The following is a 20,220-nucleotide window of genomic DNA, read 5'->3' on the forward strand; positions in this document are numbered from 1 at the left end:
CCGTCCCCCCGGCCGATACGGACACGGCCCGGGGGACGGCTACGCCGTTGACGGCCCCTCACCCCACCGAGCTGTACGCCACCACCCCGCGCAGCACCGCGTCCACCGCCTTGCGCGCGTTCTTCGCGACCGTGCTGTTCTCCCGGGGCGCCGCCGCCGCGACCTGGCCCAGCACGTCGATGACCTGCTTGCACCAGCGGACGAAGTCGCCCGCCGGCATCTCCGCGTCGCGCAGCACCTCGTCCAGGCCCTTGCCGGACGCCCACCGGTGGACCGCCCAGGCGAAACCGAGGTCGGGCTCACGCTGTCCGACACCCTCCGCCTGGTTGATCTTGAAGTCCTCCTCCAGGGCGTCGAGACGGCCCCAGATGCGGACCATCTCGCCGAGCGCCGCCTTCACGTCGCCCGCCGGGACCTTGGGCGGCCCCGCGTCGTCCGCCTGCCGGGACTCGTACACCAGTGCCGAGACACACGCCGCCAGCTCGGCCGGGCCCAGCCCCTCCCAGACGCCCTCCCGCAGGCATTCGCTCGCCAGGAGGTCCAGCTCGCCGTAGAGGCGGGCCAGCCGCTTGCCGTGCTGGGTGACCTCGTCGCCGCGCAGGTAGTCCATCTCGGTGAGCAGCGCCACAATCCGGTCGAACGTACGGGCGATGGTGTTGGTGCGCCCCTCGATCCGGTTCTCCAGCTGGCGGGTGTCCCGCTGGAGCCGGTGGTACCGCTCGGCCCAGCGCGCGTGGTCCTCCCGCTCGTCGCAGCCGTGGCACGGGTGGGCGCGCAGCTCCGTGCGGAGCCGGGCGATCTCCCGGTCGTCCGCGGCGGCGGCCCGCTCCCTGCGGTGGCGCTCGGGCACGATGTGACCGGCCTTCGACCGCAGCGCGGACGCGAGGTCACGCCGGGACTGCGGCGCGCGCGCGTTGAACGACTTCGGGATCCGCATCCGCTCCAGCACCTCCACGGCCACCGGGAAGTCCATCGACGCCAGCCGCTTGACCTGCCGCTCGGCGGTGAGGACCAGCGGGCGGGGACCGTCCTGGTACTCCATCCCGCGATGTCCGTTGGCCCGCCCGGCCGGCACACCGGGGTCGAGGACCAGCGCGAGGCCGGCGAACTTCCCCGTCGGTACGTGGATGACGTCGCCGGGCTTGAGCCGCTCCAGCGAGGACGCGGCGGCGGCCCTGCGCTGGGCCGCGCCCTGCTTGGCCAGGTCCGTCTCGCGGTCCTTGAGGTCGCGGCGCAGCCGCGCGTACTCCTCGAAGTCCCCGAGGTGGCAGGTCATGCCCGCCTTGTAGCCGTCGAGGCCCTCCTCGTTCTTCTGCACCTGCCGGGAGATCCCGACGACCGACCTGTCGGCCTGGAACTGCGCGAAGGACGTCTCCAGCAACTCGCGCGAGCGGTGCCGCCCGAACTGCTGGGTCAGGTTGACCGCCATGTTGTACGAGGGGCGGAAGCTGGAGCGCAGCGGATACGTCCTGGTCCCGGCCAGGCCGGCCAGCGCGCCCGGGTCCATGCCGCGCTGCCAGAGCACCACCGCGTGGCCCTCGACGTCGATGCCCCGCCGCCCGGCGCGGCCGGTCAGCTGGGTGTACTCGCCGGGGGTGATGTCCGCGTGCTGCTCGCCGTTCCACTTGACGAGCTTCTCCAGGACCACGGACCGCGCGGGCATGTTGATGCCCAGGGCCAGCGTCTCGGTGGCGAAGACCGCCTTGACCAGGCCCTTGACGAACAGCTCCTCCACAACCTCCTTGAAGGTCGGCAGCATGCCCGCGTGGTGCGCGGCGATGCCCCGCTCCAGGCCCTCCAGCCACTCGTAGTACCCGAGGACGTGCAGATCCTCGCCCGGGATGGGCGCCGTGCGCTCCTCGACGATCTCGCGGACCTGCTGCCGCTGCTCGTCGTTGTTGAGCCGCAGCCCGGCGAACATGCACTGCTGTACGGCGGCCTCGCACGCGGCGCGGCTGAAGATGAACGTGATCGCGGGCAGCAGGCCCTCGGTCGCCAGCCGCTCGATCACCTCGGGCCGCGAGGGCGTCCAGATCCGGCTGCGCTGCCTGCGCTCGCGCTCCCGGTCCGCCTCGCGGACCATCTTGCCGCGGCGGCGGTCGCGCGGGTTGTACGTGCGCTGGTTCTCCATCCGGGCCAGCCGGACGAGGTCGGGGTTGGTCTCCCGCTTGCCCACGCCCCGGCCGCCGTGGTCGCTCTCCTCCTCGAACAGGTCGTACATCCGCCGGCCCGCCATCACGTGCTGCCACAGCGGCACGGGGCGGTGCTCGGAGACGATCACCTGGGTGTCGCCGCGGACGGTGTCCAGCCAGTCGCCGAACTCCTCCGCGTTCGACACCGTCGCCGACAACGAGACCAGCGTGACCGACTCGGGGAGGTGGATGATCACCTCTTCCCAGACGGCGCCCCGGAAGCGGTCGGAGAGGTAGTGCACCTCGTCCATCACCACGTAACCGAGGCCGAGGAGCGCCCGCGAGCCCGCGTACAGCATGTTCCGCAGGACTTCCGTGGTCATGACGACCACCGGCGCGTCCGAATTGACGCTGTTGTCCCCGGTCAGCAGGCCCACCTTGTCGGCGCCGTAGCGCTTGCACAGGTCGGCGTACTTCTGGTTGGACAGGGCCTTGATCGGCGTGGTGTAGAAGCACTTGCGGCCCTCGGCCAGGGCCAGGTGCACGGCGAACTCGCCGACGATGGTCTTGCCCGACCCGGTGGGGGCCGCGACGAGCACGCCCTTTCCGGCTTCCAGTGCCTCGCAGGCCTCGATCTGGAACGGGTCCAGCCCGAAGTCGTACATCTCACGGAAGGGGGCGAGCGCCGTGGCCTGCTCGGCGGCGCGGATCCGGGAAGCGGCGTACCGCTCGGCTGGGGAGAGGTCCTCTGTCATCTTGCTGTCGAGCCTACCCGTCACCTCTGACAGTCAGCCCGATCTTTATCCGTCCTTGGAAAGCGCCTCCGGCGACCCCTCCGCGCGCAGGACCCGTACCGCGCCCGGGACACAGACGGCGGTGAGCGGCAGCGGGCCGAGCGGTTCGCCGTCCGCGTACCCCGTGAGCCCGGGCGCGGCCAGCGTCACCCGGGCGGCGCGGTGGACGGTGACGGCGGGGTGGCTGAGGTGGGTGCCCCGGTAGACCCGCGGGAAGACGGTGAGCAGGGTCGTACGGGAGCAGCTTCCGACAACCGTCACGTCGAAGAGCCCGTCGTCGGTGCGCGCGCCGGCGCAGATGCGCATGCCGCCGCCGTACGAGGAGCCGTTGCCGACGGCGACGAGTGTGGCCTCGATCTCCCGCTCGGCGCCGTCGTCCAGGGTGAGGCGGTACGGCACGGGCCGGAAGGCGGCGAGCTCGGCGAGCATCGCGAGGTCGTACTTGGCGCGCCCGCGCGGCCACCGCATCCGGTTGCCCCGGTCGTTGACCCGGGAGTCGAAGCCGGTGGCCAGGACCGTGCCGAACCAGGTCCCGCCGACCCGTCCCTCTTCCCCGGCGGACCCGCCGATCCGTCCCAGGTCCACGGCGGACCCGCCAACCCTCCCCAGGTCCACGGCGGACCCGCCGTCCCGCTTGAGCGCGTCGGCGGCGAGGCGGCCCGCGGCGGCCGGGTCGCGGACGGGCAGTCCGAGTGTCCTGGCGAAGTCGTTGCCGGTGCCGACGGCGATCACGCCGAGCGGGGTGGCCGTACCGGCGACGGCCTGGAGGGCGAGGGAGACCATCCCGTCGCCGCCGACGGCGATCAGCGCGCCGGTCCCGCCGGCCACGGCGTCACGCGCCCGCCGCAGGGTGTCGGCGGAGTCCGTGCCGGTGACGGTGGTGACGGAGAGGCCCGCGTCCCGCAACGCCGAAGCGGCCGGCCTCGCGGCGTGCGCGCCCCGGCCGCGTCCCGCGGTGGGATTGACGAGGAGGGTGATCCCCCCGGTCATGGCCGCCCCCGCCGACCGGACCGCCCGTGAAGCCCGCAGAGTCCGCCGAGAGGGACGGCCGGTCTCACGTCACGTCGTCGTATCCGTTGACCCGGTGGTTCCGGCCGCCGTCGGACTGCTCGGGCAGCATCGGCACGGATCCGACGGGCTCGATGCCGCCGACCGACTCGGGGGTCAGATCGAGGTCGGACGCCTCGTCGTCGTCAAGTCCCGCGTCCGGGTTGTTGCGCCGCCTGCGCCGGTCGTTGAGCAGGCAGATGCCCAGCGCGATGAAGTACAGGAGCACGATGGGCGCCGCCAGCGACATCATGGTGAGCGGATCGCCCGTCGGGGTCGCGAACGCCGCGAAGAGGGTGATGCCCAGGATCATGATGCGCCACCAGGAGGCGAGACGCTTCGCGGTCAGCACCCCGGTGAAATTGAGCAGGACGAGCAGCAGGGGCAGCTCGAAGGCGAGCCCGAAGACGATCACCATCCGCACGACGAGGTCGAGGTACTCGTCCACGGGCAGCAGGTTGCGCGCGTCGTCCGGAGTGAACTCCAGCAGGATCTGCGCGGTCTGGGGAAGGATCTTGTACGCGAGGACGGCACCGGCCAGGAAGAGGGGCACCCCGGCTCCGACGAAGGAGAGGGCGTACCGCTTCTCGTGGCGGTGCAGACCGGGCGCCAGGAAGGCCCAGAGCTGGTAGAGCCAGACCGGGGTGGAGAGCACCACACCCGCTACGAGCGAGACCTTCAGCGCGATGGAGAACGGCGCGATCAGACCGTTCACGGTCATGTCCGCGCACGGCCTGCCGTTCACCTGCCTGCGGGCGCCGTCGACACAGCCGACCGAGTCGAGGATCGGCTTCAGCATGAAGTCGATCAGGTCCTTGTAGTAGAACGCGGCGACGACGGTGATGACCATGATCGCCAACACCGCCTTCAGCAGGCGGTTTCGCAGCTCACGCAGGTGCTCCTTGAGGGGCATGCGCCCCTCGGCGTCCTTCTCCTGCTTGCGGGCAGACTTGAGCAACCCACGTTCCTCGTCTCGTAACAGCAGCCGTCGGTGGGGAGGTTCAGCCCTGGGTGGTGCGGTTCGGCTCGGTGACCGGACGGGAGCTGGTGACATCACCGGGAGCGGCTTGGATCGTCCGTGCGACGGGCTGCTGCTGGGCGGTCGGGTCGACCACCGTGTCGTTGACGGGCGGCACCGGCACGTCGTCGTCCTTCTTCATCGCCTTGGCCTCGCTCTTGAGGATGCGGGCGGACTTGCCGAGCGAACGCGCCATGTCGGGAAGCTTCTTGGCACCGAACAGCAACAGGATGACAACGATGATCAGTACGATCTCGAGCGGCTTCAGATTGCCGATCATGTGCGACTTCCTTCTCACTGAGGCGGCTGGGAGGGTGCTGCCCGTACCACCGGACCGAGGTCACGTCATGGTGCTGTCAGCGATCGTAACCCGAGTGGGTAAACGCGGGGCAATGCCCGCGCATACTCCCCGTAGGGCCCGCGCCTCGTCGGGGCCACGGTCAGCAGCGTACCGTCCGGCCCTGTGAATCAGGAGGGGGCGGTCACCATCACCTGCCTCAGCGCAAGGCGTCGCCGGTCGCCGCGAGGCGGGTCGCCGCGTGTTCCAGGTCCTCCGCCGCGCGGTTGATCCGCTCCGTCGTGGTGGCGACCTGACGGCCCAGGCGCTGGACTTCGAGGAAGACACGGATCGCCAGGACGCCGAGCACGGCGATCCCGCAGAAACCCAGGGCGATGGCGAGCATGGGCCAGAACATGCCCCAGAGCCTAGCCCGTCGGGGCGGGCCCGGCGGGTACGGGCGGGGCTTGTACGGGCGGGGCGGAGGGCACCGCGGCCGCCAGCCGGAGCGTCCGTACCCCGCCGCGTGTGAGCAGTTCGACTATCCGCTCCCCCGCGGGCTTGCGCACCGCCGCGTCGCACTCGGGGCACACGAACGAGTAGAACGTGGTGCGCCGGCTCGCCCCTATCGCCAGGCGCAGCGCGCCCGCGGAGAGTTCGAAGCGGGCACGGCACTCCGGGCAGGCCGCCTTGAAAAGGACCGGGCCCACCATGGAGAGTTCGGACATCTCAGACATTGCCGACATCTTTCATTCTCTCGCCATCTCCGACCTTCACCGGCCCGCGCCGGCCCCGCCACCGCGCGCCGCCCGCACGTCCTACACGTCGTCCTCGTAGGCCGCCAGCGCCTCACGCGCCGCCGACCGCGCGCTGTCCGCGAGCTCCGGCGGCGAGACGATCCGGCCGTCCCCGCCCAGCCGCAGCGCCAGACGCCTCAGCGACGCCGGCGCGGGGGTCCGCAGCGTGATGCGCAGCCCGCCGTCGGGCAACTCCTCCGCGCTGTCGTGCGGGTAGTACTCCGCCACCCACCGGCCGCCGGGCCCGACCTCGACGACCACCTCGGGATCGTCCGCCGACGGCTGCACCAGCCCCGCCGACAGGTCACGCAGTTCCAGCTCCGGAGGCGCCGCCGGGGCGTCCAGCAGCTTGATCTCGGCGACCCGGTCGAGGCGGAACGTACGCCGGGCCTCGGAGAGCCGGCACCACGCCTCCATGTACGTGTGCCCGACCGCGAAGAGCCGGATCGGGTCGACCTCACGCTCCGTCAACTCGTCGCGAGCCGGGGAGTAGTAGCGCAGCCACAGCCTGCGCCGCTCGGAGATGGCCCGGTCGACCTCGGCGAACACCCCGCCCTCCGACTCGAAGGTGACCGACAGCCGGGAACTGGCCCCCGCCGCCTCCCCCGCCGCGGTCTCCAGCTTGGCGGTGGCCCGCAGCAGCGCCTGCCGGTCGCCCTCCCGCAGCCCCGGGAGCGTGGCGACCGCACGGGCCGCGACCAGCAGCGCCGTCGCCTCGTCCGCCGCGAGGCGCAGCGGCTCCGCCACGTCGTCCGGGTTGTGCCACCAGATCCGGTCGCCGTCGGTGTCGATGTCCAGCAGGTCGCCGCCGCGGAAACTCGTCCCGCACATCGGCAGCACGTCGAGGTCGGAGATCAGCTCGTCCTCGGTGATGCCGAAGGCGCGGGCGACGTCGCTGACGTGCGCGCCGGGACGCTCCCGCAGGTAGGTCACGAGCGAGAGCATCCGCCGGGTCTGGTCGATGGCGTTGGCTGCCATGGTGTACGCGTTCCCCTCAGGCCATGTCGATCGGATCTTGCCGGGCCCACCGAAGCCGGAGCCCCCGTCCCCGCCTTGGGGCGCGCCCTAGCCCTTGGCCACGGCGCGCAGCCGCTCCACCACGTCGGCCCGCAGGTCCGCGGGCTCCACCACGGCCACGTCGGGGCCGAACTCCACCAGCCAGGCGTCGAGACCGTGGCCGTACGGGATCTCCAGCTCGTCCCAGCCGTCGCCCAGCTCCCGCGACGACAGCGCCCGCGAGCGCAGCGGATAGCCCGCGCCCGCCCGCAGCCTGATCAGCGCCGACCGGGTCGCGGTCTCCCCCGCCCAGCTCTCCACGGTCTCCCGCACGGTGACCACGTCCGGCACCGGCGCGCTGAACGACCCCGACCGGGAGCGGACCCGGCCGGTGATCCGGGAGAGCCGGAAGACCCGCTCGGCGCCCCGGTCGCGGTCCCAGCCGGCCAGGTACCAGTGCCCGCGCCAGCACTCCAGCGTCCACGGCTCGACCTGGCGCGTGCCGGCGGTCGCCGCGTTGCCCTTGCGGTAGTCGAAGACGACGGGCCGCCGGTCACGGCAGGCCAGCATCAACGGCTCGAAGGCGGCCTCGTGGACGGGGATGCGGGGTTCGAGGGCGCTGTGGTGCGCCTCGTACGAGTCCTCCGCCTCCGGCATCCCGGCGGCCCGCAGCTTCTGGAGCGCCCCGCTGGCCGCGCCGGCCAGCCGCGCCTGCTGCCAGACCTTGGCCGCCAGGCCCAGCGCCGCGGCCTCCTCGGCGTCCAGCGTGATCGCCGGCAGCCGGTTGCTGTCCCGCCGGGCCAGATAGCCGGTGTCCCCGTCGAGATTCTCGACCGTCTCGATGACCAGGCCCAGCTCGCGCAGATCGTCCTTGTCGCGCTCGAACATCCGGTTGAAGGAGTCGTCGGTGCCGGCTTCCAGATACGCCTCGATGGAGCCGCGCAGTTCACGCTTGCTGAGGGGGCGGCGTGTGCCGAGCAGACACAGCGCCAGATTCATCAACCGCTCGGCCTTGGCAATGGCCATCGACGCTCTGCTCCCCTTCGGTCGTGCGGGATCACACGCTGCCCGCCCGTTGACCGTACCGCCACAGGGTGGTGCGGCAAAGCTCGGGCGTGTCCGGGACACGCCCGAGGGCCCATGCCGGTCGGCATGGGCCCTCGAACTGTCCGGTGGTGATCGGACGGCGATCAGACAGCGACCAGATCGCAGACAAAGATCAGCGTCTCGCCGGGGGCGATGGCCCCGGGCGCGCCACGGTCGCCGTACGCCAGGTTCGCCGGGATGATCAGCTGGCGGCGGCCGCCGACCCTCATGCCCTGCACGCCCTGGTCCCAGCCCTGGATGACCTGTCCGGCACCGAGGTGGAACTTCAGCGGCGTACCGCGGTTCCAGGACGAGTCGAACTCCTCGCCCGTGGAGAAGGCCACGCCCACGTAGTGGACGGAGACGGTGTCACCCGCCTTGGCGACCTCCCCGTCACCTTCCCAGATCTCCTTGATGTCCAGCTCGACCGGCGGCTCGCCGCCCGGGAAGTCGACCTCGGGCTTCTCGATGCTCACGTGATTACTCCTAGGAACGCGGTCTTTAAACCGTGTCAGTCTCGCAGATCGCCGTCAGACCTTGCCGATGATGTCGACCACGAAGACAAGTGTGTTCTTCTGGAGCTCGTTGCCGTCCACGGCGCCGTAGCCGTCCTTCGGCGGGATCACCAGCTCGACGCGGTCACCGACGTGCTTGCCGGTCAGGCCCTTGTCCCAGCCCGCCACCACGGAGCCCGTACCGATCTGGAAGCCGATCGCACCGCCGTGGTCCCAGGACGAGTCGAACTTCTTGCCGTCCTCCCACTTCACGCCGGTGTACTGGCCGATCAGGCCCTCGCCCGCCTTGACCTCCGGGCCCGTGCCCTTGATCAGGACCTGCTGCTCCAGCTCCTTGGGGGCCTTCTCGCCCTTGGGGATGGTGATCTCCGCGGCCTTCTGGGACGGGGCCTTCACCGTGGGAAGACCCGCCTTCGGAGCGGCCTGGGTGCCCTTGGCCTCGGCCTTCGCGTCCACCGACGCGGCGTTCACCACGTCGACGACCCACACCAGGCCGTCGGTCGCCTTGATGCCCGACTCCGGGTTGAGGCCGGCGCCGATGAGCGCCTGGGCCGTACCCTCCACCTCGACGCGGCTGCCCGTCTTCTGGCCGATGACCGCCTCCAGGACCTTGGCGGGGATCCGCTGGCTGCTCTGCTGGATGCCCAGCTCGTTCAGCTGCGACACCAGCTGGGGCCGGGGCCCCTTCGTCTGGGCCTGCGCCTGCGAGGACCAGCTGCCGCCGAGGCTCTGGCCGTCCTTCATCGTCTGGCCCTCGAAGTCCAGGCGGACGAAGTTGTCCTTCGTGACCTTCGCGCCCTTGCCCTCGATGACCGTCGTGGCGATCAGCTTGTCCGAGGGCTTGGCGTCCTTCGGGGTCGTGATCTTGGGCTGGGCCCCGAACGCCCCCTCCACCTTGACCACGGGCTTCGACCCGCCCTCGTCGTCACCGCCACCACCGCTCTTGTCGTCCGAACCGCACGCCACGGCGGACAGCAGCAGGGCGGGCACGGCCAGTGCCACAGCGAGACGGCGCTTGTTCTTGGTGTGGTTCATGAGTCCAACTCGGGCTAGGGGGGTGAGGGCAACGCCCGCCACTCTACGGCTTGTGCCTTTGCTATCAACCTCATCCGGCACGCCCGACACAGCGGCACGCCAGGACCACGGAAGTCCTGGCGTGCCGCCGTACCCGTGACGAGTGCCCGGGGGGACACCCGTACGGGCGGGGATCACATCCCCGCGATGAGCTTCTCCACCCGGTCGTCCACCGACCGGAAGGGGTCCTTGCACAGCACCGTGCGCTGCGCCTGGTCGTTGAGCTTGAGATGGACCCAGTCGACGGTGAAGTCCCGCCGCTGCTCCTGCGCCCGGCGGATGAAGTCGCCGCGCAACCGTGCCCTGGTGGTCTGCGGGGGCACGGACTTGCCCTCGAAGATCTTCATGTCGTTGCAGATCCTGGCGGCCTGCCCGCGCTTCTCCAGGAGGTAGTAGAGACCCCGGCGACGGTGGATGTCGTGGTAGGCGAGGTCTATCTGGGCGACCCGCGGATTGGACATGGTCATGTTGTGCTTGGCGCGGTAGCGCTCGATGAGCTTGTACTTCATGACCCAGTCGATCTCCGTGCCGATACGGTCGAGGTCCTCCGCCTCGATCGCGTCCAGCGTCCGGCCCCACAGCTCCAGGACCTGCGCGACCACACCGGTGCGGATGCCCCGGCGGTCCACGAAGTCCACGGCCTTCTCGTAGTACTCCCGCTGGACCTCGATGGCGGAGGCCTCCCGGCCGCTCGCCAGGCGCACCTTGCGCTGGCCCGTGATGTCGTGGCTGACCTCGCGGATCGCCCGGATCGGGTTCTCCAGGGTCAGATCGCGCATCACCGTGCCCGCCTCGATCATGCGCAGCACGAGGTCGGTGGCCCCGACCTTGAGCAGCATGGTCGTCTCGGACATGTTCGAGTCGCCGACGATCACATGCAGACGGCGGTAGCGCTCCGCGTCGGCGTGCGGCTCGTCACGGGTGTTGATGATCGGCCGGGAGCGGGTCGTCGCGGAGCTGACACCCTCCCAGATGTGCTCGGCGCGCTGACTGACGCAGTAGACCGCCCCGCGCGGCGTCTGGAGCACCTTGCCGGCGCCGCAGAGGAGCTGGCGGGTGACGAGGAAGGGAATGAGGATGTCCGCGAGCCGGGAGAACTCTCCGTGACGGGCGACGAGATAGTTCTCGTGGCACCCGTACGAGTTTCCCGCCGAGTCGGTGTTGTTCTTGAAGAGATAGACGTCGCCCGCGATTCCCTCCTCGTGCAGGCGGCGTTCGGCGTCGACGAGCAGGCCTTCGAGAATGCGCTCGCCGGCCTTGTCGTGGGTGACCAGCTCGGTCACGTTGTCGCATTCGGGAGTGGCGTATTCCGGATGCGAACCGACATCGAGGTAGAGGCGGGCGCCGTTCCGCAGAAAGACATTGCTGCTGCGGCCCCATGAGACAACACGGCGGAAGAGGTAGCGCGCCACTTCGTCAGGTGACAGTCGGCGCTGTCCCCTGAACGTGCACGTGACGCCGTACTCGTTCTCCAGCCCGAAAATGCGGCGGTCCATGTCTGAACATTACGCCTGATGGCCTGAGCCCAAACCGGGTTCGGCCGCCCCGCTTCGATCATTTTCGATCAGGGGTGCGGCATTCGAAGGATGTACGGGAGCCGAGAGCACCCGCTGAGTGGTCAGCAGGACCAGCAGCGCGGCGGCCCCGCCCGCCCCCGCCACGGCGAAACTCGCCGGCGTTCCGGCCAGCTCCACCACGGGTCCCGCGACGGCCGTTCCCAGGGCCGCGCCCACCCCGAAGGTCGTCACGAGCCACGAGAACGCCTCGGTGACCGTGCCCTGCGGAGCGTGCCGGTCCACCACCAGGAAGGCACACGCGATGGCCGGTGCGAGGAACACCCCGGCGACGGCGGCGAACGCCGTCATCGCCAGGACCCCGGGGGTGAGGATCAGCGGCAGATAGCCGAGTGCCAGCAGCGCCACGATCACCCGCAGCCGCCGCTCGGGCGCACCCTTCCACTCCCGCGACCCGTACACCGTGCCGCCCACCAGCGCCCCCAGGCCCAGCGCGGCCATCAGCCACGTGTAGACCGCCTCCCGGCCGTGGTCGTCCGCGTACGCCACCCCCGCGACCGTGATCGAACCCAGCGCGATGCCCACGAACAGGAACGCGCCCAGCAGCGCCAGCAGCCCCGGCGAGCGCAGGGCGCCCAGCCAGTGCGCCTCGCGCGGCGCCGAGCGCCAGGCGCGCGACGGCTCCGACAGGACGACCGACAGCGCGCCGAGGACCCCGACCGCGTTCAGGACGAGCAGGGCGGCTCCCGGCGACCACAGCGAGACCAGCAGGGTCACGAGCAGCGGGCCGACCGTGAACATCACCTCCTGCGCCACCGCGTCCATGGCGTACGCCCGGTGCACCCGCTCCTCCGCGCCCAGGACCCCGGGCCACAGGGCCCGCAGCCCGCCCTCCAGCGGCGGCGTGGCCAGACCCGCGACCACCACGGCCGCGTACGCGACCGGCAGCGACCCGATGCCTGCGGTCACCAGCAGGACCGCGCCCAGCGCCGAGACGACGGCGGCGGGCAGCTGGACGCGCGGCTGGCCGTACAGGTCCACCGCCCGCCCCAGCAGCGGCTGGCCGATCGCGTTGGCGATGCCGTACACCGCCGCGAGCCCGCCGGCCAGGCTGTAGCTGCCACCCGCCGCGCGCACGAGCAGGACGATGGCGATGGGGGCCGTGGCGTTCGGCAGCCGCCCCACCAGCGTGCCCGTGAGCAGCCGCGCCGCGTGCGGCGCCCCGAGTATGTCTGCGTACCCCGCGGCCATGTCCCGTCCCCTCGTACCCGGCGTGGCCGGATCGCGCCCGGCCTGGCCGGGTTTTACGTATAACCTGTGGACGTCATACGTACCATGAGTGCAGTCCGCAGGTCCACACCACCGAGATCGGCAGCCATGACAGCACAGCCCCCGCGGCCCACCAGCCGGGACGTGGCACGCGCCGCCGGCGTCTCCCAGGCCACGGTGTCGCTCGTCCTCGGCGACAAATGGCGCGGCAGGGTCTCCGAACCGACCGTCGCACAGGTGCGCGAGACCGCGCGGGCCCTCGGCTACACACCCAACCTCGCCGCCCGCAGCCTGCGCCTCGGCCGCACCAGGACCGCCCTGCTCGTCGTGCCCGCCCTCACCAACGAATTCTTCGCCCGCGTCTACACCGGCGCCGCCGCCGTCGCCGCCGAACACGGCTTCGGCGTGGTCATCTACCCCTCACCCGCCGGCATCGGACCCGCCAGGGACCCCTTCGGCTCGGCCCGCACCGCCCTCGACGGCGTCATCGCCTCCTCCATGGCCACCGACGCCCTCGGCGCGATCCGCGACACCGGACTCCCCCTCGTCATGCTCGACAGCGACCCGGCCGCCCCCGGGGCCGCCGCCCAGGTCAACCTCGACATCGCCGACGGCTTCCGGCAGGTCACCGACCACCTCCTCGGCCTCGGCCACCGCCGCCTGGTCCACCTCGCCTCCGCCGTGGACTCCTGGACCTTCGGCGTACGCGCCGGAGCCCTCGCCGACGCCGTGCGCCACGTACCCGACGCCGGCGTCACCACCGTGACCGCGCCCTTCGACGTCGGCGCCGCCAAGGAAGCCGCCCTGCGCGCCCTGACCGCCCCCGGCCCCCGCCCCACAGCCGTCGTCTGCGACGGCGACATCTTCGCCGCGGGCGCCTGCAAAGCCGTACGCCACCTCGGCCTGCGCGTCCCGCACGACGTGTCCGTCACCGGCTTCGACGACCTCGCCCTGGCCACCGCCGTCGAACCGGAACTCACCACCGTCCGCCTGCCCGCCGAACAGGTGGGCGAACGCGGCATGGCGGCGCTCCTGGCCGTCCTCGACGGCCGCCGGCCCGAGCAGGGCGACCTCCCCGTCTCCCTGGTCGTCCGGGGCTCCACCGCGCCCGCACCGGACAACAAAACGCCGGGCAGGCCACTGCTCGGCCTGCCCGGCGCATAAAGCCATCCGGCGGGTACGGGAGCCCACGGCGCCCCGCCCTACGTCACCTACTTGTCGGAGTCCCCCGACGTCCCACCCGAACCGGAGCCGGAGTCGGAGTCGGAATCGCTCGCGTCCTCCGTGTCCGACGGGGCGTCCGTCGGGGTCGACGCCGCACCGTCCGCCTCCAGGAGACGGGCCAGCTGACGACCCACCACCCGCTTGAACTTCCGCGCCTGCGGACGCTCACGGTCCAGGACCGCCACCTCCAGCCGCTCGGCCGGAATCTCCCGCTCACCACCATTGGTGTCCCGCGACAGCGCCTGCACCGCCAGCTTCAGCGCCTCCGCGAGCGACATGCCCTCACGGTGCTGCTGATCCAGGAACGTACTGATCTGCTCCGCGTTCCCGCCCACCGCGACCGAGCCGTGCTCGTCCACGATCGAGCCGTCGTGCGGCAGCCGGTAGATCTGGTCACCGTCCGGCGTGGACCCCACCTCGGCCACCACCAGCTCCACCTCGTACGGCTTCTCACCGGCACTGGAGAAGATCGTGCCCAGCGTCTGCGCGTACACGTTGGCGAGGCCACGGGCCGTCACGTCGTCGCGGTCGTAGGTGTATCCGCGCAGATCCGCGTAGCGCACACCGCCGATCCGCAGATTCTCGTACTCGTTGTACTTGCCGGCGGCCGCGAAGCCGATCCGGTCGTAGATCTCGCTGAACTTATGCAGCGCCCGGGACGGGTTCTCGCCGACGAAGACGATGCCGTCGGCGTACTGGAGCACAACCAGACTGCGACCGCGGGCAATGCCCTTCCTGGCGTATTCCGCCCGGTCGGCCATCGCCTGCTGGGGTGAGACATAGAACGGCGTCGACACCGGCTATCCGTCCCTTTCTGTCAGTGGCATGGTGTTCAGAAGAGGGGTGGCGGTCAGAGCAGCGCGGCGCGCGGACCGTCGGGCTGTTGCAGGCGTCGCTCCAGGATCGAGCGGGCGATCTCGGCGGAATCCGTGTCGTTCAGCCTCCGGAAACCGTCCTCCGTGATCACCGTGACGATCGGATAGATCCGGCGGGCCACGTCCGGGCCGCCCGTCGCCGAGTCGTCGTCCGCCGCGTCGTACAGCGCCTGGATCACCAGCGTCGTGGCCTGCTGCTCCGTCAGCTCGTCGTGGTAGAGCTTCTTCATCGCCCCCCGGGCGAAGATGGAACCGGACCCGGTGGACGCGTAACCCGTCTCCTCGGAGCGGCCGCCCGTCACGTCGTACGAGAAGATGCGGCCCTTGCCGCGGTCCACGTCGTAGCCGGCGAAAAGCGGGACGACGGCCAGGCCCTGCATGGCCATCGCCAGATTGCTGCGGATCATCGTGGAGAGCCGGTTGGCCTTGCCCTCCAGGGAGAGCGTGGCTCCTTCGACCTTCTCGAAGTGCTCCAGCTCCAGCTGGAAGAGCTTCACCATCTCCACGGCGAGACCCGCCGTGCCCGCGATACCCACGGCCGAGTACTCGTCGGCCGGGAAGACCTTTTCGATGTCGCGCTGGGCGATCATGTTCCCCATGGTCGCCCGCCGGTCACCGGCCAGCACCACACCACCGGGGAACGTCACCGCGACGATCGTCGTGCCGTGCGGCGCCTCGATCGCACCCTGGAGAGGCGGCAGCGACCGCTTGCCCGGCAGCATGTCCGGCGACTGCGCGGCCAGGAAATCCATGAACGAGGACGACCCGGGCGTCAGGAAGGCAGCTGGTAGACGCCCGGTGCTACGAGTGTTGGCTTCCACGCGTTTCCCTCCAGATAAGCGATGGCGCGACGCAAGGTGTCGGGATCGTCTCCCAACTTACCGATGGCCGAATTGCAGTTGAAGCACAGTACGCCACGGACCCTACCCGTCTCGTGACAGTGATCCACATGAACTGCCGGAGCGGCTTTGCCGATCGGACGGGCCGTCACTACCACCGCCGCGACGCGGCCCGAAGGCCCCACGAGGTAGGTGCTCCCCACATCGGGAGCACCCCTTCACCCTCGTTCACATCCGTGACTACTGTCCGCCCTTTTGAACGAAGGACCGCACGAAGTCCTCTGCGTTCTCTTCGAGTACATCGTCAATCTCGTCAAGAACGGAGTCCACGTCGTCCGACAGCTTCTCCTGTCGTTCCTTGAGGTCCTCGGTCGCAGCCGCGTCCTGCGTCTGCTCCTCGACCTCCTCCGTGGAACGCGTCGCCTTCTGCTGTCCGCCGTCTGTGTCCTTGGTCGCCATATCCCTCACACCCCGCTCGGTTCGCCCCGCTCGATGTGACCTTCTTGATCAGACCCTACAAGCCGGGTCCGACATCGGCCCCGCAGTTGCTACAACGTCCGGGGGCCACCCGCATGATTCCCTTCCGGGGGCCTTTTCAGCCGCCGGACAGCACTCGGACCAGCTCTTCCGCCGTACGGCAGCGGTCCAAAAGCTCCTTGACGTGGTTACGTGTACCGCGCAACGGTTCCAGTGTCGGCACCCGTTGCAGTGAGTCACGGCCGGGGAGGTCGAAGATGACCGAATCCCAGGAGGCGGCCGCCACGTCGTCCGCGTACTGCTCCAGGCACCGGCCGCGGAAGTAGGCCCTGGTGTCCTCGGGAGGCTTGGTCCTGGCGCGCTCGACGTCCGGTTCGTCCAGGAGCCTGGACATCTTGCCGCGAGCCACCAGGCGGTTGTAGAGCCCCTTCTCGGGGCGTACGTCCGCGTACTGGAGGTCCACGAGGTGCAGCCGCGCCGCGTCCCAGTCCAGGCTGTCCCGGCGGCGGTAGCCCTCCAGGATCTCGCGCTTGGTGATCCAGTCGAGTTCCCCCGACAGGCTCATCGGGTCGTTCTCCAGCCGGTTGAGCGTGTCCTCCCAGCGGACCAGGATGTCCTTGGTCTGCTCGTCGGCGTCGGCGCCGTACCGCTCCTCGGTGTACTTCCTGGCCAGCTCGAAGTACTCCATCTGGAGCTGTACGGCGGTGAGTGTCCGCCCGCTGCGCAGCGTGATCAGCCGGCCCAGGCCCGGGTCGTGCGAGACCTGGTGCAGCGTGCGGACCGGCTGGTCGACGGCCAGGTCGACGTTGATGAAACCGTCCTCGATCATCGACAGGACGAGCGAGGTCGTGCCGAGCTTGAGGTAGGTGGAGATTTCCGAGAGGTTCGCGTCGCCGATGATCACGTGGAGCCTGCGGTATTTCTCGGCGTCCGAGTGCGGTTCGTCGCGGGTGTTGATGATGGGCCGCTTGAGTGTGGTCTCCAGCCCGACCTCGACCTCGAAGTAGTCGGCGCGCTGGCTGATCTGGAAGCCGTGTTCGTGGCCGTCCTGGCCGATGCCGACGCGGCCGGCCCCGGTGACGACCTGCCGGGAGACGAAGAAGGGCGTCAGGTGGCGCACGATGTCCGAGAAGGGGGTCTCCCGCTTCATCAGGTAGTTCTCGTGCGTGCCGTAGGACGCGCCCTTGTTGTCGGTGTTGTTCTTGTAGAGGTGGATGGGCTGGGCGCCCGGAAGCTGCGCGGCCCGTTCGGCGGCCTCGGCCATGATGCGCTCGCCGGCCTTGTCCCAGAGGACGGCGTCGCGGGGGTTGGTGATCTCCGGGGAGCTGTATTCGGGGTGGGCGTGGTCGACGTAGAGCCGTGCTCCGTTGGTGAGGATCACGTTCGCCAGGCCGATGTCCTCGTCGGTGAGCTGGCTGGAGTCGGCCGTCTCCCGTGCGAGGTCGAAGCCCCGGGCGTCCCGCAGCGGGTTCTCCTCCTCGAAGTCCCAGCGGGCGCGGCGCGCCCGGTGCATCGCCGCCGCGTAGGCGTTGACGATCTGGGACGAGGTGAGCATGGCATTGGCGTTCGGGTGGCCCGGGACGGAAATGCCGTATTCCGTTTCGATGCCCATTACTCGCCGTACGGTCATGCGGCCCTCCTTGCCCGGCGTCGCTCCCGTCCGGGAGCGGCGCTCAAGTACCGCTGGTGCTCCGGTGCGCGTGCGGTGCCCGTCCCCGCACTGCGCGACTCGGCGGTATCACTGAGCCTAGAACGCCTGAGCGCTGGTGGGGAGATCATTTCCGTCATTGGCCTGGTGTGGTGGATGGTGCGGTGGGAACTGGTGGCGGAAACCGGTGGCGGAAAGCAACCGGCTGCGGATGCCCTTGCGGACATCCGCAGCCGGTCCGCGCTTCTACAGGTATTGACCGGTGTTCGCGACCGTGTCGATGGAGCGTCCGGTGTCCGCGCCCTGTTTTCCGGTGACGAGTGTGCGGATGAATACGATCCGCTCGCCCTTCTTTCCGGAGATCCTGGCCCAGTCGTCGGGGTTGGTGGTGTTGGGCAGGTCCTCGTTCTCCTTGAACTCGTCCACGCAGGCCTGGAGGAGGTGGGAGACGCGGAGGCCCTTCTGGTTGTGGTCGAGGAAGTCCTTGATGGCCATCTTCTTCGACCGGTCGACGATGTTCTGGATCATGGCGCCGGAGTTGAAGTCCTTGAAATAGAGGACTTCCTTGTCTCCGTTGGCGTACGTGACTTCGAGGAAGCGGTTCTCCTCGGACTCGGTGTACATCCGTTCGACCACGGTCTGGATCATGCCGTGCACCGCGTCGTCGCGGGAATTGTGGTGCTCGGAGAGATCGTCCGCGTGGAGGGGCAGCGAGGACTTGAGGTACTTGGCGAAGATGTCCTTCGCGGCCTCCGCGTCCGGGCGCTCGATCTTGATCTTCACATCGAGGCGTCCGGGCCGCAGGATCGCGGGGTCGATCATGTCTTCCCGGTTGGAGGCGCCGATGACGATGACGTTCTCCAGGCCTTCCACTCCGTCGATCTCGGCGAGCAGCTGGGGGACGATGGTGTTCTCCACGTCCGAGCTGACGCCGGATCCGCGGGTGCGGAAGAGGGATTCCATCTCGTCGAAGAAGACGATGACGGGGGTGCCCTCGCTGGCCTTCTCGCGGGCGCGCTGGAAGACCAGGCGGATGTGCCGCTCGGTCTCGCCGACGTATTTGTTGAGGAGTTCGGGGCCCTTGATGTTGAGGAAGTAGCTCTTCCCCGCGGGCTGGCCGGTGACTTCGGCGACCTTCTTGGCAAGGGAGTTGGCGACTGCCTTGGCGATGAGGGTCTTGCCGCAGCCGGGCGGGCCGTAGAGCAGGATGCCCTTCGGCGGCCGCAGTTCGTGTTCCTTGAAGAGGTCCGGGTGGAGGTACGGGAGCTCGACGGCGTCGCGGATCATTTCGATCTGGCCGCCGAGGCCGCCGATCTTGTCGTAGTCGACGTCGGGGACCTCTTCGAGGACGAGTTCCTCGACCTCGCTCTTGGGGATGACTTCGTAGACGTATCCGGAGCGGGGTTCGAGGAGCAGGGCGTCGCCGGGGCGGATGTTGATGTCGAGCAGCGGCTCGGCGAGCCGTACCACCCGTTCCTCGTCGGTGTGACCGACCACCAGGGCGCGCTCGCCGTCCTCCAGGATCTCCTTGAGGGTGACGATGTCCCCGGCGCTCTCGTAGGCCATGGCCTCGACCACGTTGAGGGCCTCGTTGAGCATGAGTTCCTGGCCGCGTCTGAGCTCTTCGAGCTCGACGCTGGGGCTGACGTTCACCCGGAGCTTGCGGCCCCCGGTGAAGATGTCGGCCGTTCCGTCCTCGTTCGCCTGCAGGAAGACGCCGAAGCCGGCCGGCGGCTGTGCGAGCCGGTCGACCTCTTCCTTGAGGGCCACGATCTGGTCGCGGGCCTCACGCAGCGTATTGGCGAGCCGCTCGTTCTGCGCGGACACACCCGCCAGGTTCGTCTGCAACTCGACGATCCGCTCTTCGAGAATCCTCGTGTGCCGCGGAGAGTCGGCGAGCTTTCGTCGCAGGACGGCGATTTCCTGCTCGAGATAGGCAACCTGGCCGGCTGGGTCTTCTGACCCCCGCCCCGGCCGGTTACCGCGGTTGATGTCGTCGTCGTGGGCTGCCACGGTCCTCACCTCCTCCAAGGGGAGCTGGACGCTTCCTGACCCTACCTGCGTGGGTGGTGATTGAAACCCCTAGATCACAAAGACTGCCGGGTGTGTCCGATCTTCACTCTTGCGCTCTCCCTCACGCTCCCTCACGCCAGTGCAATACCCACCCGGAGCCATCGGAAAGCAGCCGGTTGTATCGTCGGAGTGTTCAACACCCGTCAGGGCTGGCGCGACTTACTCCATATTGCACCACCCGGCGCAGGAAACGGCAGGAGAGATGATCGTGCAGCAGGAGGCCTCCACCGAAGACGCCACCGAGGTCCGCGAGCCTCTGGAGGTCTGGATCGACCAGGACCTCTGCACCGGGGACGGGATCTGTGTCCAGTACGCCCCGGAGGTCTTCGAGCTCGACATCGACGGGCTGGCGTATGTGAAGAGTGGCGGGGACGAGCTGCTCCAGTCACCGGGAGCGACCACTCCGGTACCGCTGACGCTGTTGCGTGACGTCGTGGACTCCGCGAAGGAGTGCCCCGGCGACTGCATTCACGTACGGCGCGTTTCGGACAGGGTAGAGGTGTACGGCCCTGACGCGGAGTGACGCGGACGGGGCCGTACGGTCACGCGGGGTGAGAGGTCACCG

At 69.7% G+C, this 20,220-nt stretch carries 19 protein-coding genes and 1 pseudogene; 2 read left to right on the forward strand and 18 right to left on the reverse strand.

The window, feature by feature from the left end:
- Window positions 1-58: 58 nt before the first annotated feature.
- The 12 genes from ACIO1C_RS22755 to ACIO1C_RS22810 all read right to left on the reverse strand — a co-directional run bounded on the left by ACIO1C_RS22755 (window position 59) and on the right by ACIO1C_RS22810 (window position 12,501).
- Window positions 59-2,887, reverse strand: a complete 2,829-nt coding sequence (locus tag ACIO1C_RS22755) for a DEAD/DEAH box helicase (RefSeq protein ID WP_401866268.1) — start codon at window positions 2,885-2,887, stop codon at window positions 59-61.
- Window positions 2,888-2,932: 45 nt separating this feature from the next.
- Window positions 2,933-3,916 carry a diacylglycerol kinase gene (locus tag ACIO1C_RS22760; RefSeq protein WP_401866270.1) on the reverse strand — a complete coding sequence of 328 codons (984 nt, stop codon included), beginning with the start codon at window positions 3,914-3,916 and terminating at the stop codon, window positions 2,933-2,935.
- Between the two features lie 64 nt (window positions 3,917-3,980).
- Complete coding sequence (gene tatC / locus ACIO1C_RS22765; protein ID WP_401866272.1) at window positions 3,981-4,931, reverse strand: twin-arginine translocase subunit TatC; 951 nt, start codon at window positions 4,929-4,931, stop codon at window positions 3,981-3,983.
- A 43-nt stretch (window positions 4,932-4,974) separates the two neighbouring features.
- Window positions 4,975-5,271 (reverse strand): Sec-independent protein translocase subunit TatA, encoded by a 297-nt coding sequence (gene tatA, locus ACIO1C_RS22770; protein WP_401866274.1) that lies wholly within the window; start codon window positions 5,269-5,271, stop codon window positions 4,975-4,977.
- A 217-nt stretch (window positions 5,272-5,488) separates the two neighbouring features.
- Window positions 5,489-5,686, reverse strand: coding sequence for a hypothetical protein (locus ACIO1C_RS22775; protein WP_401866276.1), 198 nt, complete (start codon window positions 5,684-5,686; stop codon window positions 5,489-5,491).
- 10 nt (window positions 5,687-5,696) lie between these two features.
- The gene (locus ACIO1C_RS22780) at window positions 5,697-6,005 is read right to left on the reverse strand and encodes a hypothetical protein (protein WP_401866278.1); all 309 of its coding nucleotides are present in this window, start codon (window positions 6,003-6,005) and stop codon (window positions 5,697-5,699) included.
- Between the two features lie 81 nt (window positions 6,006-6,086).
- Window positions 6,087-7,043 (reverse strand): helix-turn-helix transcriptional regulator, encoded by a 957-nt coding sequence (locus ACIO1C_RS22785; RefSeq protein WP_401866280.1) that lies wholly within the window; start codon window positions 7,041-7,043, stop codon window positions 6,087-6,089.
- A gap of 87 nt (window positions 7,044-7,130) precedes the next feature.
- Entirely contained in the window at window positions 7,131-8,087 is a 957-nt protein-coding gene (locus tag ACIO1C_RS22790) for a helix-turn-helix transcriptional regulator (protein WP_401866282.1), read from the reverse strand.
- A 164-nt stretch (window positions 8,088-8,251) separates the two neighbouring features.
- A complete protein-coding gene (locus ACIO1C_RS22795; protein WP_401866284.1) occupies window positions 8,252-8,623 on the reverse strand; it encodes an FKBP-type peptidyl-prolyl cis-trans isomerase in 372 nt (123 codons plus the stop codon).
- A 54-nt stretch (window positions 8,624-8,677) separates the two neighbouring features.
- Window positions 8,678-9,697, reverse strand: a complete 1,020-nt coding sequence (locus tag ACIO1C_RS22800) for an FKBP-type peptidyl-prolyl cis-trans isomerase (protein WP_401866286.1) — start codon at window positions 9,695-9,697, stop codon at window positions 8,678-8,680.
- Between the two features lie 173 nt (window positions 9,698-9,870).
- Window positions 9,871-11,232 carry a Pup--protein ligase gene (pafA, locus tag ACIO1C_RS22805; protein ID WP_161312519.1) on the reverse strand — a complete coding sequence of 454 codons (1,362 nt, stop codon included), beginning with the start codon at window positions 11,230-11,232 and terminating at the stop codon, window positions 9,871-9,873.
- 9 nt (window positions 11,233-11,241) lie between these two features.
- Window positions 11,242-12,501, reverse strand: coding sequence for an MFS transporter (locus tag ACIO1C_RS22810; protein WP_401866288.1), 1,260 nt, complete (start codon window positions 12,499-12,501; stop codon window positions 11,242-11,244).
- A 126-nt stretch (window positions 12,502-12,627) separates the two neighbouring features.
- Between ACIO1C_RS22810 and ACIO1C_RS22815 the strand changes: the two genes are divergently transcribed.
- Complete coding sequence (locus tag ACIO1C_RS22815) at window positions 12,628-13,683, forward strand: LacI family DNA-binding transcriptional regulator (protein WP_401866289.1); 1,056 nt, start codon at window positions 12,628-12,630, stop codon at window positions 13,681-13,683.
- A gap of 47 nt (window positions 13,684-13,730) precedes the next feature.
- Here the strand turns inward: ACIO1C_RS22815 and prcA are convergent, their stop codons facing one another.
- The 6 genes and pseudogenes from prcA to arc form a co-directional block, all read right to left on the reverse strand.
- Entirely contained in the window at window positions 13,731-14,540 is an 810-nt protein-coding gene (gene prcA / locus ACIO1C_RS22820; protein WP_401866291.1) for a proteasome subunit alpha, read from the reverse strand.
- A gap of 53 nt (window positions 14,541-14,593) precedes the next feature.
- Window positions 14,594-15,439 (reverse strand): proteasome subunit beta, encoded by an 846-nt coding sequence (prcB, locus tag ACIO1C_RS22825; protein ID WP_401866293.1) that lies wholly within the window; start codon window positions 15,437-15,439, stop codon window positions 14,594-14,596.
- Window positions 15,391-15,588 (reverse strand): annotated as a pseudogene (locus ACIO1C_RS22830) (endonuclease VII domain-containing protein); the annotation flags it as partial. The gene prcB and the pseudogene ACIO1C_RS22830, both read right to left, overlap by 49 nt.
- Before the next feature lie 109 nt (window positions 15,589-15,697).
- Window positions 15,698-15,916, reverse strand: a complete 219-nt coding sequence (locus tag ACIO1C_RS22835) for a ubiquitin-like protein Pup (RefSeq protein WP_401866295.1) — start codon at window positions 15,914-15,916, stop codon at window positions 15,698-15,700.
- Window positions 15,917-16,052: 136 nt separating this feature from the next.
- Complete coding sequence (gene dop, locus ACIO1C_RS22840; protein WP_401866297.1) at window positions 16,053-17,564, reverse strand: depupylase/deamidase Dop; 1,512 nt, start codon at window positions 17,562-17,564, stop codon at window positions 16,053-16,055.
- A 264-nt stretch (window positions 17,565-17,828) separates the two neighbouring features.
- On the reverse strand, window positions 17,829-19,595 hold the full coding sequence (arc, locus tag ACIO1C_RS22845) for a proteasome ATPase (protein WP_401866299.1): 1,767 nt from the start codon (window positions 19,593-19,595) through the stop codon (window positions 17,829-17,831).
- Between the two features lie 262 nt (window positions 19,596-19,857).
- Between arc and ACIO1C_RS22850 the strand changes: the two genes are divergently transcribed.
- The gene (locus ACIO1C_RS22850; RefSeq protein WP_401866301.1) at window positions 19,858-20,178 is read left to right on the forward strand and encodes a ferredoxin; all 321 of its coding nucleotides are present in this window, start codon (window positions 19,858-19,860) and stop codon (window positions 20,176-20,178) included.
- Window positions 20,179-20,220: the final 42 nt, after the last annotated feature.

Origin of the sequence: Streptomyces sp. NPDC087420, assembly GCF_044744165.1 — a bacterium.
Lineage (GTDB): Bacteria > Actinomycetota > Actinomycetes > Streptomycetales > Streptomycetaceae > Streptomyces.

Bases quoted from the DNA above. Each gene is read 5' to 3' on its own strand.
- pafA (WP_161312519.1), bottom strand. From the start codon at position 11,232: ATGGACCGCCGCATTTTCGGGCTGGAGAACGAGTACGGCGTCACGTGC.
- ACIO1C_RS22815 (WP_401866289.1), top strand. From the start codon at position 12,628: ATGACAGCACAGCCCCCGCGGCCCACCAGCCGGGACGTGGCACGCGCC.
- ACIO1C_RS22835 (WP_401866295.1), bottom strand. From the start codon at position 15,916: ATGGCGACCAAGGACACAGACGGCGGACAGCAGAAGGCGACGCGTTCC.
- ACIO1C_RS22780 (WP_401866278.1), bottom strand. From the start codon at position 6,005: ATGTCTGAGATGTCCGAACTCTCCATGGTGGGCCCGGTCCTTTTCAAG.
- tatA (WP_401866274.1), bottom strand. From the start codon at position 5,271: ATGATCGGCAATCTGAAGCCGCTCGAGATCGTACTGATCATCGTTGTC.
- ACIO1C_RS22755 (WP_401866268.1), bottom strand. From the start codon at position 2,887: ATGACAGAGGACCTCTCCCCAGCCGAGCGGTACGCCGCTTCCCGGATC.
- ACIO1C_RS22760 (WP_401866270.1), bottom strand. From the start codon at position 3,916: ATGACCGGGGGGATCACCCTCCTCGTCAATCCCACCGCGGGACGCGGC.
- ACIO1C_RS22775 (WP_401866276.1), bottom strand. From the start codon at position 5,686: ATGTTCTGGCCCATGCTCGCCATCGCCCTGGGTTTCTGCGGGATCGCC.
- ACIO1C_RS22785 (WP_401866280.1), bottom strand. From the start codon at position 7,043: ATGGCAGCCAACGCCATCGACCAGACCCGGCGGATGCTCTCGCTCGTG.
- ACIO1C_RS22850 (WP_401866301.1), top strand. From the start codon at position 19,858: ATGATCGTGCAGCAGGAGGCCTCCACCGAAGACGCCACCGAGGTCCGC.
- ACIO1C_RS22810 (WP_401866288.1), bottom strand. From the start codon at position 12,501: ATGGCCGCGGGGTACGCAGACATACTCGGGGCGCCGCACGCGGCGCGG.
- ACIO1C_RS22800 (WP_401866286.1), bottom strand. From the start codon at position 9,697: ATGAACCACACCAAGAACAAGCGCCGTCTCGCTGTGGCACTGGCCGTG.
- dop (WP_401866297.1), bottom strand. From the start codon at position 17,564: ATGACCGTACGGCGAGTAATGGGCATCGAAACGGAATACGGCATTTCC.
- ACIO1C_RS22790 (WP_401866282.1), bottom strand. From the start codon at position 8,087: ATGGCCATTGCCAAGGCCGAGCGGTTGATGAATCTGGCGCTGTGTCTG.